Raw genomic sequence first — 18,218 nt, 5'->3', positions numbered from 1 at the left:
GAGTATCTAAAATTTAATTAATAAATATCGTAATATTTCAACTGAATAATTTAGGAATATATTTCTATATAAGGATTTTTATTTGTTAATTTTAAAAGAAATTGAAATTTAATCGTAATAGATTATTAATTATAAAACATTTACTTTGAAATATTTACATAAATAATTTGGTTTTTATAAAATTTAGTATTTTTACAGAAAAAGATAAATATATACAGAATATAGCCTAATTGTTAAATGGATGTTGAATAAATCTCTTATTTTGTAAAAAATATTTTATTATTTACTGAAAATTGCAACTTTTTTAATATATTTTGGAATTTGATATAAATAATTGCTTTAAAATATAATAATTTTAGATTTACAAAAGACGGAGGAAAGGACAATGAATAGAAAATTTTTAACTAGTTTAATAAGTATAGCAGCTATAGGAGCAACAGTTGGAGCTGGTAGTGCAGCAAACTCCAATATACATAAAAATATTAATCATAATAATGTTAAAAATGTAATATTACTTTCAAATCACGAAAACAACAATAACAATAATGCTAATAGCAATAGTAATTCTAACTCTAACAGTAATACTAATGCTACTAAGTATAAAGTTGGAATAACTACAGCATTTATAGGTATACCTCAACAAGATAATGGATTTGCAGCTGATCCTAATTTTAATCCAAATGGATTTGCGTCACCTTTAAATAAGAAATTATATGAATATGAAAGTGTACCTGCTAATCAAAATGCAGCTATGGATGAAGCTATAACACTTCATGGAGGAAATCCAGAAGATACATGTGTATTCTTCCAATCATCTGCTTTAAGAGCCATTGGAGTTCCAGTACCAGATAGTATAGGATATACTTTAGATTTAGAAAGGTTTTTAGGCAATAATGGATGGCAAAGAGAAACAGACTTTAATTACATTCAAAAGGGTGATATCTGTTTTGCAGGACCATATCATACATTCTTATTTATGGGATGGAAGGATAAAGCAAAAGGTATTGCTTATGTAATGGGAGACGAAGCTTATGTTTCAGGTCAAAGTTATAGAAATAGAAATTTAGATGGTCAATCAGCAAATGCAAGTGATGGATGGAATAATCAATATCAAGCAACATGCTATTGGAAATATACAGGTAATTATACAGGCAAAACAGTACAAAATGCAGCAAGTGAAAAGTTTATAGGTAGAGTAGCAGTACAATCACCAGTAGGTTTATGGATGAATAGTGCACCAAGTATACACAGTAATCAATTACAATGTATTGGAGATAATATAATATTAAATGTTATAGCACAAAAGAATGGTTGGTATGAAGTTTATTATAATGGACAAACAGGTTGGGTAGATGGACAATACACAACAGTATTAGCAAATGCACAAGAAAATAATAATAAAGTTGTACAAAGCCAAAATATTTCTGGAAGTTCTAATTATATAGGAACTACAACTACTACTGCACTTGAAGGATTAGATTTAAATTATAGTCCATCATTTGATTCAGGTGCTATAACAACAATACCTTATGATACAACATTACAAGTATTTGCTCAAAATAATAATGGTTGGTATAAAGTTTATTACAATGGAAATTATGGATGGATATATGCAGAAGATACAAATGAATTAACACCTTCTCAATCAGGTTCAACTGGAAATACATCATCAAATAATAATTCTAAGGTTTTAGGACAAGTAACAGTAACATCACCAATAGGATTATGGATGAATAACGGGCCATCAACAACTAGTGGAAATATAGTATGCTTAAATTATAATACTACAGTAAATGTAATTGGACAAAAGAATGGATGGTATGAAATTCAATATAATGGACAAACAGGTTGGATAGATGGAGAATATACAACAGGATTAAATCAACAAAATCAAGCTCCATCACAAAAACAAGTAAATAATAAGACTTTTACAACAACAAGTGTTAATGGAACTGTACAAATTACAGCAGGATCTGGATTATATATGAATAAAAAGCCATTTGTTAATGATGGAAATATATTAATTATACCTAATGGAACTAAACTTCATACAACAGAAAAAAGTTCAACAGGTTGGTATAAAGTAAGTTATAAAGGTCAAACAGGATGGATCGGTGGAGCACCATATTCTAAGTTTATACCAGCAAGTAATCAACAAAAACCATCAAATCCAAGTAAGAAAGGAAGTACTCCACAAAAACAAGATCAAAAAGGAAGTACTACTAAAGTATTAGGACAAATAACAGTAACATCACCAATAGGATTATGGATGAATAATGGGCCATCAACAACTAGTGGAAATATAGTATGTTTAAATGATAATACAACTTTAAATGTAATTGGACAAAAGAATGGATGGTACGAAGTTCAATATGATGGACAAACAGGTTGGGTAGATGGTCAATATACAACAGCATTAAAATCAAATAATAAATCAAATCCAGCACCAGCTCCAAAACCAGCTAAGAAAACTAGTTTTACAACAACAGCTGTTAATGGAACTGTACAAGTTACAGTAGGATCAGGATTATACATGAATAAAAAACCATTTGTTAATGATGGAAATATATTAATTATACCTAATGGAACTAAGCTTCATACAACAGAAAAAAGTTCAAATGGATGGTATAAAGTAACTTATGATGGACAAACAGGTTGGATAGGTGGAACACCATATTCTAAATTTACACCAGCAGCNTGGAGCTGGTAGTGCAGCAAACTCCAATATACATAAAAATATTAATCATAATAATGTTAAAAATGTAATATTACTTTCAAATCACGAAAACAACAATAACAATAATGCTAATAGCAATAGTAATTCTAACTCTAACAGTAATACTAATGCTACTAAGTATAAAGTTGGAATAACTACAGCATTTATAGGTATACCTCAACAAGATAATGGATTTGCAGCTGATCCTAATTTTAATCCAAATGGATTTGCGTCACCTTTAAATAAGAAATTATATGAATATGAAAGTGTACCTGCTAATCAAAATGCAGCTATGGATGAAGCTATAACACTTCATGGAGGAAATCCAGAAGATACATGTGTATTCTTCCAATCATCTGCTTTAAGAGCCATTGGAGTTCCAGTACCAGATAGTATAGGATATACTTTAGATTTAGAAAGGTTTTTAGGCAATAATGGATGGCAAAGAGAAACAGACTTTAATTACATTCAAAAGGGTGATATCTGTTTTGCAGGACCATATCATACATTCTTATTTATGGGATGGAAGGATAAAGCAAAAGGTATTGCTTATGTAATGGGAGACGAAGCTTATGTTTCAGGTCAAAGTTATAGAAATAGAAATTTAGATGGTCAATCAGCAAATGCAAGTGATGGATGGAATAATCAATATCAAGCAACATGCTATTGGAAATATACAGGTAATTATACAGGCAAAACAGTACAAAATGCAGCAAGTGAAAAGTTTATAGGTAGAGTAGCAGTACAATCACCAGTAGGTTTATGGATGAATAGTGCACCAAGTATACACAGTAATCAATTACAATGTATTGGAGATAATATAATATTAAATGTTATAGCACAAAAGAATGGTTGGTATGAAGTTTATTATAATGGACAAACAGGTTGGGTAGATGGACAATACACAACAGTATTAGCAAATGCACAAGAAAATAATAATAAAGTTGTACAAAGCCAAAATATTTCTGGAAGTTCTAATTATATAGGAACTACAACTACTACTGCACTTGAAGGATTAGATTTAAATTATAGTCCATCATTTGATTCAGGTGCTATAACAACAATACCTTATGATACAACATTACAAGTATTTGCTCAAAATAATAATGGTTGGTATAAAGTTTATTACAATGGAAATTATGGATGGATATATGCAGAAGATACAAATGAATTAACACCTTCTCAATCAGGTTCAACTGGAAATACATCATCAAATAATAATTCTAAGGTTTTAGGACAAGTAACAGTAACATCACCAATAGGATTATGGATGAATAACGGGCCATCAACAACTAGTGGAAATATAGTATGCTTAAATTATAATACTACAGTAAATGTAATTGGACAAAAGAATGGATGGTATGAAATTCAATATAATGGACAAACAGGTTGGATAGATGGAGAATATACAACAGGATTAAATCAACAAAATCAAGCTCCATCACAAAAACAAGTAAATAATAAGACTTTTACAACAACAAGTGTTAATGGAACTGTACAAATTACAGCAGGATCTGGATTATATATGAATAAAAAGCCATTTGTTAATGATGGAAATATATTAATTATACCTAATGGAACTAAACTTCATACAACAGAAAAAAGTTCAACAGGTTGGTATAAAGTAAGTTATAAAGGTCAAACAGGATGGATCGGTGGAGCACCATATTCTAAGTTTATACCAGCAAGTAATCAACAAAAACCATCAAATCCAAGTAAGAAAGGAAGTACTCCACAAAAACAAGATCAAAAAGGAAGTACTACTAAAGTATTAGGACAAATAACAGTAACATCACCAATAGGATTATGGATGAATAATGGGCCATCAACAACTAGTGGAAATATAGTATGTTTAAATGATAATACAACTTTAAATGTAATTGGACAAAAGAATGGATGGTACGAAGTTCAATATGATGGACAAACAGGTTGGGTAGATGGTCAATATACAACAGCATTAAAATCAAATAATAAATCAAATCCAGCACCAGCTCCAAAACCAGCTAAGAAAACTAGTTTTACAACAACAGCTGTTAATGGAACTGTACAAGTTACAGTAGGATCAGGATTATACATGAATAAAAAACCATTTGTTAATGATGGAAATATATTAATTATACCTAATGGAACTAAGCTTCATACAACAGAAAAAAGTTCAAATGGATGGTATAAAGTAACTTATGATGGACAAACAGGTTGGATAGGTGGAACACCATATTCTAAATTTACACCAGCAGCTAATCAACAAAAACCATCAAATCCAAGTAAGAAAGGAAGTACTCCACAAAAACAAGATCAAAAAGGAAGTACTACTAAAGTATTAGGACAAATAACAGTAACATCACCAATAGGATTATGGATGAATAATGGACCATCAATCTATAGTGGCAATATAGTATGTTTAAATGATAATACAACTTTAAATGTAATTGGTCAAAAGAATGGATGGTATGAAGTTCAATATGATGGACAAACAGGTTGGGTAGATGGAGAATATACAACAGCTTTAAATTCAAGTTCAAATTCAACTCCAACTCCAAATAAAACAACTAATACAGTATTAGGACAAACAACAGTAACATCACCAATAGGATTATGGATGAATAATGGACCATCAATCTATAGTGGCAATATAGTATGTTTAAATGATAATACAACTGTAAATGTAATTGGAGAAAATAATGGTTGGTATGAAATTCAATATGATGGACAAACAGGTTGGATAGATGGGGAATATACAACAGGATTAAATTCAAATTCAAGCCAAAATTCAAATTCAACTCCTGTTACACCAGCACCAACACCAGCTTCAGTTAATAATACAATATTAGGACAAGTAACAGTAACATCACCAGTAGGATTATGGATAGATAATGGACCATCAATTTATAGTGGTAATACAGGTACATGCTTAAATTACAATACTACAGTAAATGTAATTGGAGAAAGCAATGGTTGGTATGAAATACAGTATTATGGACAAACAGGTTGGATAGATGGACAATATACAACAGCTTTAAATTCAAATAGTTCTTCACAAATAATAGGACAAACAACAGTAGTATCACCAATAGGATTATGGATGAATAATGGACCATCAATCTATAGTGGAACAATAGTATGTTTAGATGATGATACTACAGTAAATGTAATTGGACAAGTTAATGGATGGTATCAAGTTCAATATAATGGTCAAACAGGTTGGATAGATGCTGAATATACAACAGGTTTATCATAAAAAAATAAAAAAAAGTAGACTGTCTCAGAGAAGAGGCAGTCTTTTTATTAATAAGTTATTTTAAAAACTATGATTTAATTATTTTGAAATTAAGATAGCAAGTTCTGTTCTACTCTTTAGTTCAAGTTTATCTAATATTCTAGTAACATAATTTTTTACTGTACCCTCTGAAAGATAAAGAGTAGAGCAGATTTCTTTATTATTAAAACCTTTAGCTACTAAATTTGCGACTTCTTTTTCACGAGGAGTAAGAATATTAAGATCTATAGATATTTCTTTCTGGTTTACTTTATTATTATTGCTATTATTTAAAACTTGAGTTAACTTATTTGCTATATTAGCATGGATTAATAAGTTTCCTTTATAAACATTTTTTATAGCATCTATAATCTCATCTGAGCCAGCATCTTTTAATAAATAACCATTTGCTCCATTTTTAAGTGAATCAAATATATAATCATTATCATTAAAAGTAGTTAGTATAAGTATTTTTATATCAGGATATTTCTCTTTTATAAGTTTAGTTGCTTCAACACCATTCATTATAGGCATTCTTATATCCATAAGTAATACATCTGGACTATACTTTTCTATTAGTTCTAATGCTTCTGAACCATCTGTACCTTCAGCAACTATATTTATATCATCATCAAGAGATAGTAACATTTTAAGTCCTTCTCTTATAATTTGTTGATCATCTATAAGAATTACATTAATCATTTGTTTGTTCCTTTCTTACAGGGATAATAGCATTTATACTAAAGCCTGGGTGTAAAATTTCAAAATTAACTTTTCCATTAATAAGTTTAAACCTTTCTTCAATACCTTTCAAACCATTAGATTTAACGATATTATCAGGAGAAACTCCATTATTTTTTATAATAAGATTTATATTACTATCCTTTATTGAGATAAGTATTTCAAATTTTTTAGCTTTTCCATGCTTTACACCATTAGTTAAAGCTTCTTTTATAGTTTTATATAAAATATCTTTTATAAAAGGAGAATAGTCCTCTATTTCAGGTGTTACTTCAGTTTTAAATTCAATTGTATTTAAAGTTGATAAATTATCTGTAAGTTCTTTTATTGCAATAAGAAAACTTGTATCTTCTTTATTTTCTTTTAATTCATAAACAGTATTTCTAAGTTCTGCTATACTATCAGAAACAATCTTCTGACTTTTCACTAAAATTTCTTTAGATTTATCAGGAGATTTATCAATAGTTTTTTCTAGAATATTAAGGTGCATAGATAATGCCATAAGATGATGACCAAGTGAATCATGCAAATCTTGAGCAACTCTATTTCTTTCATTTACAAGAGTTAATTGTTCCACTTTTCTAGAATACTCTTGAAGTTTTGTATTTTGTTCAATAAGCTCACTATTAAGTTCTCTGATAGTTTTTCTTTCTTTTCTTCTAGCTACAACTAAGAGTAATATTATTGCAGTAGCACTATAAGGGATAAAAGTAGAGCTGAATTTATCAAGAAAACTTATTAAATTAGGTTCAGATAAACTATTATAAAAATTATATGCATTAAATGTTATTAAATTTAAGATTAATAAATAGTATTTATCAAAACCTTTATTAATAAATATAGCCTCTACTAAAGTTGCATATAAATATATAGTTATAAAGCTTGAGCTAAAAGGAAATAAGGATGCTGCTGTTAATAAACTAATACTAAATGAGATAAGTTTTACTATTCTATTTTTTATTAAATCTCTAATTAAATCATTAACTAATATTAAGAACATAAATAATACAACCATAGCCTTAATACTATTATTTGATCCTTTAAGAGTATCGAAAAGCATTAAGACTACTAGTATATATTTAAATCTAAATTTTTCTTTGGAAGAATTGAATTTCATCTGTATAACCATTTTAACCTTGTGATTTTAATTATAAAATTTCTTTTTTGATAAATTTAATTAATAGTCTAAGTTATATAAGAAAGTTTTTTATAATTTATTTTAAGTTATAAAAAGTACTTAGAATATTAAATTTATTATTTTAAGTATAAGTTTAAAATATCTTTATATCATTTCAATTACTATTTTAGAATTTCTTTCAGTTCTTTTATTTATGTAATAGGCTTATTTATAAAATTGAGATTTAATAATAAATTTTTTAATCTTCAGTTTATTATAAGCTAAATACTTTAATAAGTAGTGTTATCAAAGTAATAAAAAAAAGTAATAAAGTTAATGTGATTTAACTTAATAATTGGTATAATTAGGTAAAGGGCGATATTTTAGAGGTGAGATTATGGATTTTAAAGTTTTAAAAGAAATACTTAAATCAAAAGATGATAAAAATAAAGCTAAAATTTTAATAAGAGGACTTAAAGCAGATATTAAATCAGTTCTTAAAAATTTATTTGGTATTTGTTATAAAAATTTAGATGGTACTAATATTTTAATAAATAAAGTTAATATAGAAGATTCAGAAATTGATTTATCTTATTTAGAAACAGATAAAAAATTTTTAAAGGATTATGAAAAGGATTTAATAGAGTTAGATAGCTTTGATTTTATAATAAATTGTGAATCTGTTTTAAATAATAAATTAGATATAACAGAGATAGCTAATGTTAATTATTTAAATGAACGAAATAGATTTAACGTAATTATCTTTACTGATGTAGAATTTGTAGAGAGTAAGTTTTTTTATGATGTAAAAGAAAGATTTCTTAGTAGAGTGGAGATAAAGGAAAGTTTTTCTGTAATTAATAGTAATAATTATGATTTGGATTTAAATGAGTGGAAAGCTATAGTTAAGTATATTTGTAATAATCTTTTATACGGTAAGGAGAATTTTATTAAATCTCAAGTAGTTGATATAGATTTAAAAAAAGAGTTAGCTAATAATACTATTTTGGTATATGTAAATATGATAAAAGATTTAAATGATAATGCTTTAGATAAACAAGATATACTATTTTTAGAAGATAGTATGATAAATGAGCTTTTAAATATATATTCTAGAGATGATGATAAACTTAGAGAAAAAATACATGATTTAATTTCTGATACGCTTGATAAGCTTATTAATAAAAAAAATCTAAGAATTAAAGAAAGTAAAAAGCTTGAGACCGAGGAGAAAGAGATATTATATAACAATAAGTATAATGAAGAGGTTTTTATAGAAGCAAGCTTTACTGTTTATGATGGTGATGATGATGAAATTATATATGAAAAAAATATAGATGAAAAAGGAAAAGTAGATTTTGAGATAGATGTAAAAGTAGAGCAGATGATAAATAAGAAGATAGAGGAAAAGTTAGATAGTCTATTTAATGAATTAAAATATGATATCATAAAAGAAATAAAAAGTGAATTTAAAAAATAGGGGGAGAATTTCTTGAGGGATATAGAAAATATAAAAATAGATAAGGAGCAGGTAGAGGTTTTAACTAAAGAACTTGGAATGAAGATAACAAAAATTTTGCATAAGTCTATGAAGAATTTAAATAATGGGAAAGAGGATACTATTTATAGTGATATAGATAAATTAAAATTAAAGAAGGCATTTATATTAGAAGATAGATAAATAAAAAGTAAAGAACCTATGCAATTAAATTTGCATAGGTTTCTTGTATATATAGTTTAATTTTGTTTGTAAATATTTATATTTAAATAGGTTATATAAATATATTTAAATTTAGGAATATTTTATAGTTAATTTTTTATAGATTAATTATATTTTAGAATTTTTTATTTAATTATTTTTGTTCTACTTCTGCTATGATATTTTTAAGTCTTTGCTCAATTATATCTAGCTCAGTAAATCCCTTAGCTACTAAATAGAAATTATTTTCTGCAACTTCTATTAGTACCTGAGGAAATGATGAAACTTGTAGTATTTTAGCAGTATCAAAATCTTGTCTAGCTTCATACTTAAAATCATCTTGAGCCATTTTAGCTAAGAATTCTTTTTCATTAATATTAAAATGTTTAGCTATTTCAATATATATTTCATCATTATTAGGATTCATACCTTCTGTAAAAATAAGTGATTGAATTAAGTTAACAAATTCAAATTCTCTATCTTTTGATACAGGATATGATTTAAATACACTAAATGCGTATGCTGGAAGCTCTGAGTTTACTAGATAGTTTTGTTCTTCAAATAATCCAGTTAAATATTTCTCTGTAAAATTTGCTCCAGACATATCAGTTATACGTTTATACATTGATCTAAAATCTTTACCAGTAGAAATATCTTGAATTGGACTAATAGCTGGTCCAGTAAACATTCCACCGCTTATAATTTCAAAATCAAATTTATCTTTATTTTCTTCATATAACTTAGTTATTATGTTATCAAAACCATAACACCAAGAACATAGAGCATCATAAACATAAATTATTTTATATTTTTTCAATTGTTATCACCTTCTTATTGAAAATCAAGAGAACATAGATTAGTAACTCTGATTAGTTTATATATAATTTAAGACTTTAATAATAAAAATTATTAAAGCCTTAATTGATATGAATTATTTTTTTATTATACTAATAAGAAAATAATTTTATAATTTTAGGAACATTAATATCTAAAATCAAATAATGATAATAAATATTAATGACAACGTGGATAAGTGTTATCTCTAATATACATGAAATGAATTTATATGTCAAGTATTCTGATTTTGAGTAAGAATTTAACTTACTGTACACTATTGACACCCTAGCTTATAGTAATCTATATTAAAAATGGATAAAGATTATACATAATAGAGATTATTAAAAAATAAAGATATTTATATTAATATAATAAAGATATGGAAGTGAGGTGAAACTGCTAAAAGTTTTATTTAAATAAGATTTTTAATGGCAGTAGATAAAAATGCAGATGAAATCATGGGTTGAACAAGGAGTGTATACTTTAGTAATTTTAGCTCGTATACCAAAAAAAACAACTATATCAGCTGAATGTTTAAGTAAATGTCTTGGAGTATCACCTTCTTATTTAAAAAAATTAATGAGAAAGCTTGTCCAAGCAGGACTTATACATTCAGTTCCAGGAATTAAAGGGGGATTTTCACTTGCTAAAGATGCTAGTGATATTACAGTTTATGATGTATATGTAGCAGTAGAAGGAGTAGAATCTCTTTATCGTAATCAGGGAATTTTTGAACAAATCATTGGAAATGAAGAAGTAAAAGATAAGGTATGTGTATTAGAAAAATTAATGTGTGAGGCAGAAAATTCTTGGAAAGAGGTATTAAAAAGAGAAACTCTTTCTAGTTTAAATTTAAAAATGGATAATATATGCTTAACACAAAATCTAAAATTAATGAATTCATTAATAAATGATGAGATATTAAAGGAATCCTAAGAATATTATGCATGATTTCTAAAGTTTTAACTTAGTAAATTATGCATTTATTTTTTATATTCTTAAATATAACCTATAAAACGACAATGTTTTTATTAAGATATGGTAAAAAAAGATAATTTTTATATAAAATTACACATCATCTTGATATAATTAAATATAAATAATATTTAGTGAGTTATATTTATCAATAGGGGGATGATTAAAATTAGACAGAAAACTAAAAAAATGAGTAAGAAAAAATTAGCTATAATAAGTGTATTTTTCATTTTATTAGTTGCTATTTTAAGTGGGGGATTATATGTATCTTCATTATTATCAAAAATAAATAAGGTAGATATAAAAGAAGAAAATCTAGGTATGACAGACGTATCAGCTATGGGGGACGTTAGTAAAATACAAAACATAGCTTTATTTGGAGTAGATAGTAAAACTGATAAGGGACGTTCAGATTCCATAATGATTTTAACTTTAGATCAGCTTAATAAAAAAATGAAAATTACATCAATAATGAGAGATTCATATGTAAATATACCAGGAAAAGGGATGGACAAGATAAATCATGCTTATGCTTTTGGGGGACCAGAACTTGCGATTAAAACTATAAATGAAAACTTTGGTCTTAATATAAATAAGTTTATAACTGTTAACTTTGAATCTCTAGGAGCAATAATAGATTCATTAGGTGGGGTACAACTTAAAATTACAGAGGAAGAGGTATCAAAAATACCTGGAATTAATTCTAATGGAGTTCATACATTAACAGGAGATCAAGCTTTAGCATATGCAAGAATTAGATATGCTAAAGGTGGAGACTATCAAAGAACTCAAAGACAAAGAAATATAATTCAATCTATATATGAAAGCTTTAGATATACAGAACTTAGTGATTATCCAAAGCTAATTAGTAGCTTTTTACCACATGTAACATCAAATATGGGATCATCAGAACTTCTTTCAGTAGGAACAGATTTTTATAAAACAATAAGTTCAGGACTTGAACAAGAAAGATTCCCTAGAGATGGTGAAGGCAAAGGAACAACTATAAATGGAATCTATTACTTACAATATGATTTAAATAAAGCTAAGGAAGATATGCAAAAATATATCTTTAAAAATGAAAAAGTAGCATATAAATAAACTAAAATAGCTGTATCAATTGATACAGCTATTTTTATATTATTTGAACTCTATCCTTTAAGAAAGAGAAGTTCTTTTTTTCTATCCAAGCTCTAGAATTTATATTATTTTCAGTTTCTAAATCTACATAAAGCCATATATTATTTGCAATAACACATTCTTCAAGGATTTTTATATCTACAGGCTCTTTTAAAGTAGATATTGGATATTCATCTATTGGACTAATAAAAATATTTATATTTGGCTTAGTTATACCAGATATAAAAGATGGAGTAACATACTTTATTTTAAAGTCATTTTTAGATTTTATTTCAGAAGTTAAGCTAGCTTTCTGTTTAAGTGCATTATATTGATTATTAAGTAAACGATACTGTCTACGAAGTTCTCTAAGTTTAGTATCAAAATAAAGAAAAGAACAAACTGCAGCGCATAGGAATGCTATTGATAAGATAAATAAAAAAATAGCCAATAAAAATACCTCCTAATAATATTTTTTGTACAAGTATATTTAAAAAATATTATGATAATAACTAATTTTGAGTAAATAGGGAACTAATAATATAAAGTAAAAAAATAGGAAGGTCATTTAAGTGCAAGATTTACAAGTATTTTTTAATAATTTAGTTAAGTTATCAATTAATCAAATTTTAATAGTTGCTCTTATAATGCTAGGATTTTTTTTCATAGATAAAATAGTAGTAGATAAATTATTAAAATTTATATTTAAGATAGTAAAAAAAACAGATAATGTAATAGATGATAAATTAATAAAGGCTCTACAACAACCAATTAAATTATTTGTCTTTGGAATAGGTATATATGTTTCTTTAAGATATATAAATATAGATACAATGCCAAGTGAGATGTTATCAAGCACAAAATATTTAAAAATTTTATTAGTAATTACAATATGTATATTTACATATAACTTAACATTAGAAAATTCGCTTTTATCCTCAAAACCTAGAGATGAGAATTCAAAAGAAAATGGAGTTGTATTTCCATTTGTAGCGATAATAATTAGAATGATTATAATTATAGCAGCAATAAGTATAATAGCTCATGAGTTTGGACTTACAGGCTTTTTAACAGGACTTGGAGTTAGTGGTATAGTTGTTGCATTAGCAGCTCAAGATACGTGTGCAAATCTGTTTGGTGGAATGATGATAGTTTTAGATAAATCATTTGGAATTGGAGATTGGATAGAAACAGATAGTGTAGAAGGAATAGTTGAGGGAATAACATTTAGAAGTACTAGAATAAGAACATTTTCAAATTCAATAGTAACTGTACCTAATTCAAAACTAACAAATAATAATATTATAAATCTAAGTAAAAGAGAAAGTTGGAGAGTTTGTTTTAAATTAAATTTAGATATAAATACAAAAAGCTCAGAAATTAGTGAGTTTGTTTATATAATGGAGACTATGATAAGGAATACAGATGGTGTGAATAAGGATTTAGTAGTAGTTAAATTTAATGAAATAATGAGTTGTAGCTTTGTTATATTTGTATATTTTTATACAGAAATAACAGACTTTTTACAATATGAAAATTTAAAACAAGAAATAAATCTAAAAACTCTGATTATACTAGAAGAAAAGGGAATAAAAATGAATAATAGTATATTTAGTATTGATGATATAAAACGTTAATTTTCAATTAAGTTTTTTGTAATTTGTTCGTAAGTTTTGGGGCGTATAATAAAGTTATTAAGTAATTTAACAAATTTTTGAGGATTTTATAAAGCTAACATCCATCATTCTTTTAGCTTATAAAATTATTGTATGAATTCTAGGAGGATTTATTATGTTAGATAAATTATTGTTTACAGATAAAGAAATGAAAAGTTTATCAAAAAGTTTAGTAGTAGGTTTAAGTATTGGACTTTTAGTAGGAGCAATATTTAACTTAACGCATATAGGATTTGCCCTAGGAGGCGTAGCTGCTGTTACTTTTTCAGTAATAAAATCATATTATAATAGAATTCGAAATACACAAAAAGTATTAGTTAAGGCTTCAAAAAAAATCTAAATAATAGATAATCAAAGAAAAAATGCTATCCCTAAAAAAGAGATAGCATTTTTTAATATGATATGTTTAATCAAATAGTTCAGATGCTTTTCTAGAAACAATAGGAGTTGATATAAAAGCAGAACTATAAGAAAGATTTTGGCTATTTATCATATTATCATCCATACCAAGACGCATACCAATATTCATATCTCCTACAGGATTAAATACAGCTTCATCTTCATCATCGTCATCATCTGGCATACCTTCAGCAAAATATGACCCTACTAGTGGGTTTATTGGTGCTGGTAATGGAACGATAGGAGCAAAACCATTATTCCACCACATATTATTATTCCATTTATTATTCCACCACCACATATTATTGTTCCACACGTGAGGATGATGCATCATATGTGGAGGCATCATATTTTTATGCCACATTTGATTATGCCACATTTGTGGGTGCATCATGTGTTGATTCATAGGATGCATCATATGTGGACGAATAGGACGAGCATCATTTGTATATCCTGATACAGGCACCATCATATTATCATCAGGATCAATAGAATTATTTTCACATGAAGCACAACCAGTATTTCTATTCATATAATCAAAATTTGAATTATATTTCTTCTGAGAGTTACGATTTAAGTAATAAGGATTATCTTCTTCATATCTCATATAAATTACCTCTTTAAAATTGAAATATATAATTACTATATTCTTTAAAAAAAAGAATGTTCATTACAATAAATATATATTTAATTTAGATAGGTAATATGATAAAAAAACAATACTTTTAAAAACTTATGTTTAGTAACTAGATATTTGGAATTTGCCAATCTATTTCTTGTTCTCCAATAGACTTTAAGAAATTATTTGTCTTAGAAAATGGCTTAGAACCAAAGAATCCTCTAGAAGCAGAAAGAGGACTAGGGTGAACAGATTTAATAATATAATGATTTTCATTAGTTATTAATTTTTCTTTAGATATAGCATTTGCTCCCCATAATATGAAAACAATAGGTTTTTCTCTATCATTTAAAAGTTTTATTATTTCATCAGTGAAAATTTCCCAACCTTTACCTTTATGTGAATTAGCAGCTCCAGCTCTAACTGTTAATGCTGTATTAAGAAGTAGAACACCTTGTTTTGCCCAGCTTTCTAAATATCCATTGTTAGGAATAAAACAACCAAGATCAGAATTTAATTCTTTATATATATTTCTTAAAGAAGGTGGTATTTTTACTCCAGGTTTAACAGAAAAGCTAAGTCCATGAGATTGACCTTCTCCATGATAAGGATCTTGACCTAAAATAACAACCTTTACATCTTTATAAGAAGTGTAGTGAAGTGCATTAAAAATATCATGCATATTAGGATATATAGTTTGAGTAGAATATTCCTTTTTTAAAAAATTTCTAAGGTTTTGATAATAATCTTTTTTAAATTCATTTTCTAATAATTCATTCCAGTCATTTCTAAATTCAACTGCCATAGAAAATCCTCCCTTTATATTAAGTTATAAAATTATTATATATAAAAGTATTTGCAATAAACAAATTTACTAAACATTTCAAGGCAAAAAACCTACTGTTTAGGGCAAGATAATATAGAAAGAGAAAAAATATGAAAAAAATTTAATCTTAGGGTTATATATTTAGTAGAAGAGTCAAACAAAAACATCATTAAAATCAAAAAGGGGGGTAGTTTAATGAAAATATATAAAGCTTTAATACCAATGTTATTAATTATTTCAAACAATTGTGTTCTTGTTAAACAAGCTCCTAGTATTGAAACAATTAAAATAAATATTGAAAAAAATAATTTAAGTGAATCATTTAAACAATATGATGAATTATGTATTAGAGAAAGAGATGAAATATTAAAAGAGTTTAAAAAAGATATTTATAGAACTGTATACAACGTTGAAAATAATAAAATTTCAATTGAAGATGGAATATTTAAACTAGATGAATATTCAAAATTAAAAGATTTAGATAGAGATATAAAAATTTGTAGAAAGCAACTTAATCATATAAAGGCTTCTAGAGAAGCTTTTGAAAGAGCTAAAATATTTGAAGAAAAAAAAGAATATCAAAAATCTCTTAGAGAATATTTAAAAGTTATTGAAGATGAAAAAGAGGAATATGAAATTGCACAACAAAAGATAAAAGAAATTAAAGAATTATTAGAGAAAAACAATTAAACTTTTCCTTGTGTATCAATAATTATATTAAGATGAAATTAGAAGCAAAATAAAGAAATTTGTATATAAATTAATATAATAAGATTATATATAATATTTTAAAGTTATAGCTATGGTAAGATAAAACACGTCGCTGATGACTGACAAAACAACTTCTAAAAAATAAATTTAAAAAGTTGTTGACAAGTTCGAAAAGTGATGATAAGATATAGAAGTTGCCTAGCGGCAATAACTTGAAAGGTCTTTGAAAATTAAACAGAAGAAATTAAGTAAACCAGCAATTCTTTTTATGTTTTAAGCTTAAGATTAAACTTTTAAATTGAGAGTTTGATCCTGGCTCAGGATGAACGCTGGCGGCGTGCCTAACACATGCAAGTCGAGCGATGAAGTTTCCTTCGGGAAATGGATTAGCGGCGGACGGGTGAGTAACACGTGGGTAACCTGCCTCATAGAGGGGAATAGCCTTCCGAAAGGAAGATTAATACCGCATAATATTATCGAGTGGCATCACTTGATAATCAAAGGAGCAATCCGCTATGAGATGGACCCGCGTCGCATTAGTTAGTTGGTGGGGTAACGGCCTACCAAGACGACGATGCGTAGCCGACCTGAGAGGGTGATCGGCCACATTGGGACTGAGACACGGCCCAGACTCCTACGGGAGGCAGCAGTGGGGAATATTGCACAATGGAGGAAACTCTGATGCAGCAACGCCGCGTGAGCGATGAAGGTCTTCGGATCGTAAAGCTCTGTCTTTAGGGATGATAATGACAGTACCTAAGGAGGAAGCCACGGCTAACTACGTGCCAGCAGCCGCGGTAATACGTAGGTGGCGAGCGTTATCCGGATTTATTGGGCGTAAAGGGAGCGTAGGCGGATACTTAAGTGGGATGTGAAATACTTGGGCTCAACCCGAGTACTGCATTCCAAACTGAGTATCTAGAGTGCAGGAGAGGAGAGTGGAATTCCTAGTGTAGCGGTGAAATGCGTAGAGATTAGGAAGAACACCAGTGGCGAAGGCGACTCTCTGGACTGTAACTGACGCTGAGGCTCGAAAGCGTGGGGAGCGAACAGGATTAGATACCCTGGTAGTCCACGCCGTAAACGATGAATACTAGGTGTAGGGGTTTCGATACCTCTGTGCCGCCGCTAACGCATTAAGTATTCCGCCTGGGGAGTACGGTCGCAAGATTAAAACTCAAAGGAATTGACGGGGACCCGCACAAGCAGCGGAGCATGTGGTTTAATTCGAAGCAACGCGAAGAACCTTACCTACACTTGACATCCCTTGCATTACCCTTAATCGGGGAAATCTCTTCGGAGACAAGGTGACAGGTGGTGCATGGTTGTCGTCAGCTCGTGTCGTGAGATGTTGGGTTAAGTCCCGCAACGAGCGCAACCCCTATTGTTAGTTGCTACCATTAAGTTGAGCACTCTAGCGAGACTGCCTGGGTTAACCAGGAGGAAGGTGGGGACGACGTCAAATCATCATGCCCCTTATGTGTAGGGCTACACACGTGCTACAATGGCAGGTACAGAGAGACGCAA

At 28.1% G+C, this 18,218-nt stretch carries 15 protein-coding genes and 2 other annotated features; of the genes, 9 read left to right on the top strand and 6 right to left on the bottom strand.

All coding sequences use genetic code 11. The features are described 5' to 3' along the window. Positions 1–385: 385 nt before the first annotated feature. The gene (locus BN8917_RS13275; RefSeq protein WP_066875132.1) at positions 386–2,710 is read left to right on the top strand and encodes an SH3 domain-containing protein; all 2,325 of its coding nucleotides are present in this window, start codon (positions 386–388) and stop codon (positions 2,708–2,710) included. A gap of 298 nt (positions 2,711–3,008) precedes the next feature. Next, complete coding sequence (locus tag BN8917_RS13270; protein ID WP_423243688.1) at positions 3,009–5,954, top strand: SH3 domain-containing protein; 2,946 nt, start codon at positions 3,009–3,011, stop codon at positions 5,952–5,954. Between the two features lie 78 nt (positions 5,955–6,032). Here BN8917_RS13270 and BN8917_RS13265 read toward each other — a convergent pair whose 3' ends face one another. Both BN8917_RS13265 and BN8917_RS13260 read right to left on the bottom strand, forming a co-directional pair. Continuing rightward, the gene (locus BN8917_RS13265; RefSeq protein WP_066875127.1) at positions 6,033–6,674 is read right to left on the bottom strand and encodes a response regulator transcription factor; all 642 of its coding nucleotides are present in this window, start codon (positions 6,672–6,674) and stop codon (positions 6,033–6,035) included. Beyond that, the gene (locus tag BN8917_RS13260; protein WP_159426753.1) at positions 6,667–7,773 is read right to left on the bottom strand and encodes a sensor histidine kinase; all 1,107 of its coding nucleotides are present in this window, start codon (positions 7,771–7,773) and stop codon (positions 6,667–6,669) included. Before BN8917_RS13260 ends, BN8917_RS13265 begins: the two co-directional genes overlap by 8 nt. A gap of 454 nt (positions 7,774–8,227) precedes the next feature. Between BN8917_RS13260 and BN8917_RS13255 the strand changes: the two genes are divergently transcribed. Both BN8917_RS13255 and BN8917_RS13250 read left to right on the top strand, forming a co-directional pair. After that, complete coding sequence (locus BN8917_RS13255; RefSeq protein WP_066875125.1) at positions 8,228–9,310, top strand: hypothetical protein; 1,083 nt, start codon at positions 8,228–8,230, stop codon at positions 9,308–9,310. Positions 9,311–9,322: 12 nt separating this feature from the next. Then, positions 9,323–9,511, top strand: coding sequence for a hypothetical protein (locus BN8917_RS13250; RefSeq protein ID WP_066875123.1), 189 nt, complete (start codon positions 9,323–9,325; stop codon positions 9,509–9,511). A 172-nt stretch (positions 9,512–9,683) separates the two neighbouring features. Here BN8917_RS13250 and BN8917_RS13245 read toward each other — a convergent pair whose 3' ends face one another. Continuing rightward, complete coding sequence (locus tag BN8917_RS13245) at positions 9,684–10,346, bottom strand: DsbA family protein (RefSeq protein WP_066875121.1); 663 nt, start codon at positions 10,344–10,346, stop codon at positions 9,684–9,686. Between the two features lie 470 nt (positions 10,347–10,816). On the opposite strand from BN8917_RS13245, the gene BN8917_RS13240 reads away from it, so the two are divergent. After that, complete coding sequence (locus tag BN8917_RS13240) at positions 10,817–11,302, top strand: Rrf2 family transcriptional regulator (protein ID WP_207644773.1); 486 nt, start codon at positions 10,817–10,819, stop codon at positions 11,300–11,302. A 198-nt stretch (positions 11,303–11,500) separates the two neighbouring features. Further along, positions 11,501–12,442 carry an LCP family protein gene (locus BN8917_RS13235; RefSeq protein ID WP_066875117.1) on the top strand — a complete coding sequence of 314 codons (942 nt, stop codon included), beginning with the start codon at positions 11,501–11,503 and terminating at the stop codon, positions 12,440–12,442. Positions 12,443–12,476: 34 nt separating this feature from the next. On the opposite strand, the gene BN8917_RS13230 is transcribed toward BN8917_RS13235, so the two are convergent. Beyond that, on the bottom strand, positions 12,477–12,911 hold the full coding sequence (locus BN8917_RS13230) for a hypothetical protein (RefSeq protein WP_066875115.1): 435 nt from the start codon (positions 12,909–12,911) through the stop codon (positions 12,477–12,479). A gap of 121 nt (positions 12,912–13,032) precedes the next feature. On the opposite strand from BN8917_RS13230, the gene BN8917_RS13225 reads away from it, so the two are divergent. Continuing rightward, positions 13,033–14,097 (top strand): mechanosensitive ion channel family protein, encoded by a 1,065-nt coding sequence (locus BN8917_RS13225; RefSeq protein ID WP_066875113.1) that lies wholly within the window; start codon positions 13,033–13,035, stop codon positions 14,095–14,097. Between the two features lie 154 nt (positions 14,098–14,251). Beyond that, a complete protein-coding gene (locus BN8917_RS13220; protein ID WP_066875111.1) occupies positions 14,252–14,476 on the top strand; it encodes a hypothetical protein in 225 nt (74 codons plus the stop codon). Positions 14,477–14,542: 66 nt separating this feature from the next. On the opposite strand, the gene BN8917_RS13215 is transcribed toward BN8917_RS13220, so the two are convergent. Beyond that, positions 14,543–15,142: a hypothetical protein gene (locus tag BN8917_RS13215; RefSeq protein WP_066875109.1), complete on the bottom strand. Its 600-nt coding sequence runs from the start codon at positions 15,140–15,142 to the stop codon at positions 14,543–14,545. Between the two features lie 139 nt (positions 15,143–15,281). After that, positions 15,282–15,959 carry a uracil-DNA glycosylase gene (locus tag BN8917_RS13210; protein WP_066875107.1) on the bottom strand — a complete coding sequence of 226 codons (678 nt, stop codon included), beginning with the start codon at positions 15,957–15,959 and terminating at the stop codon, positions 15,282–15,284. A 216-nt stretch (positions 15,960–16,175) separates the two neighbouring features. On the opposite strand from BN8917_RS13210, the gene BN8917_RS13205 reads away from it, so the two are divergent. Further along, a complete protein-coding gene (locus tag BN8917_RS13205) occupies positions 16,176–16,670 on the top strand; it encodes a hypothetical protein (protein ID WP_066875105.1) in 495 nt (164 codons plus the stop codon). 323 nt (positions 16,671–16,993) lie between these two features. After that, positions 16,994–17,841, top strand: a sequence feature (16S ribosomal RNA rRNA prediction is too short). Positions 17,842–17,901: 60 nt separating this feature from the next. Then, positions 17,902–18,194: a sequence feature (16S ribosomal RNA rRNA prediction is too short), on the top strand. Positions 18,195–18,218 lie beyond the last annotated feature (24 nt).

The sequence above is a fragment of the Clostridium mediterraneense genome (assembly GCF_900091705.1).
Lineage (GTDB): Bacteria > Bacillota > Clostridia > Clostridiales > Clostridiaceae > Sarcina > Sarcina mediterraneense.
The sequence above is the reverse complement of the archived record's forward strand: the minus strand, read 5'-3'. Positions and strand labels throughout refer to the sequence as shown.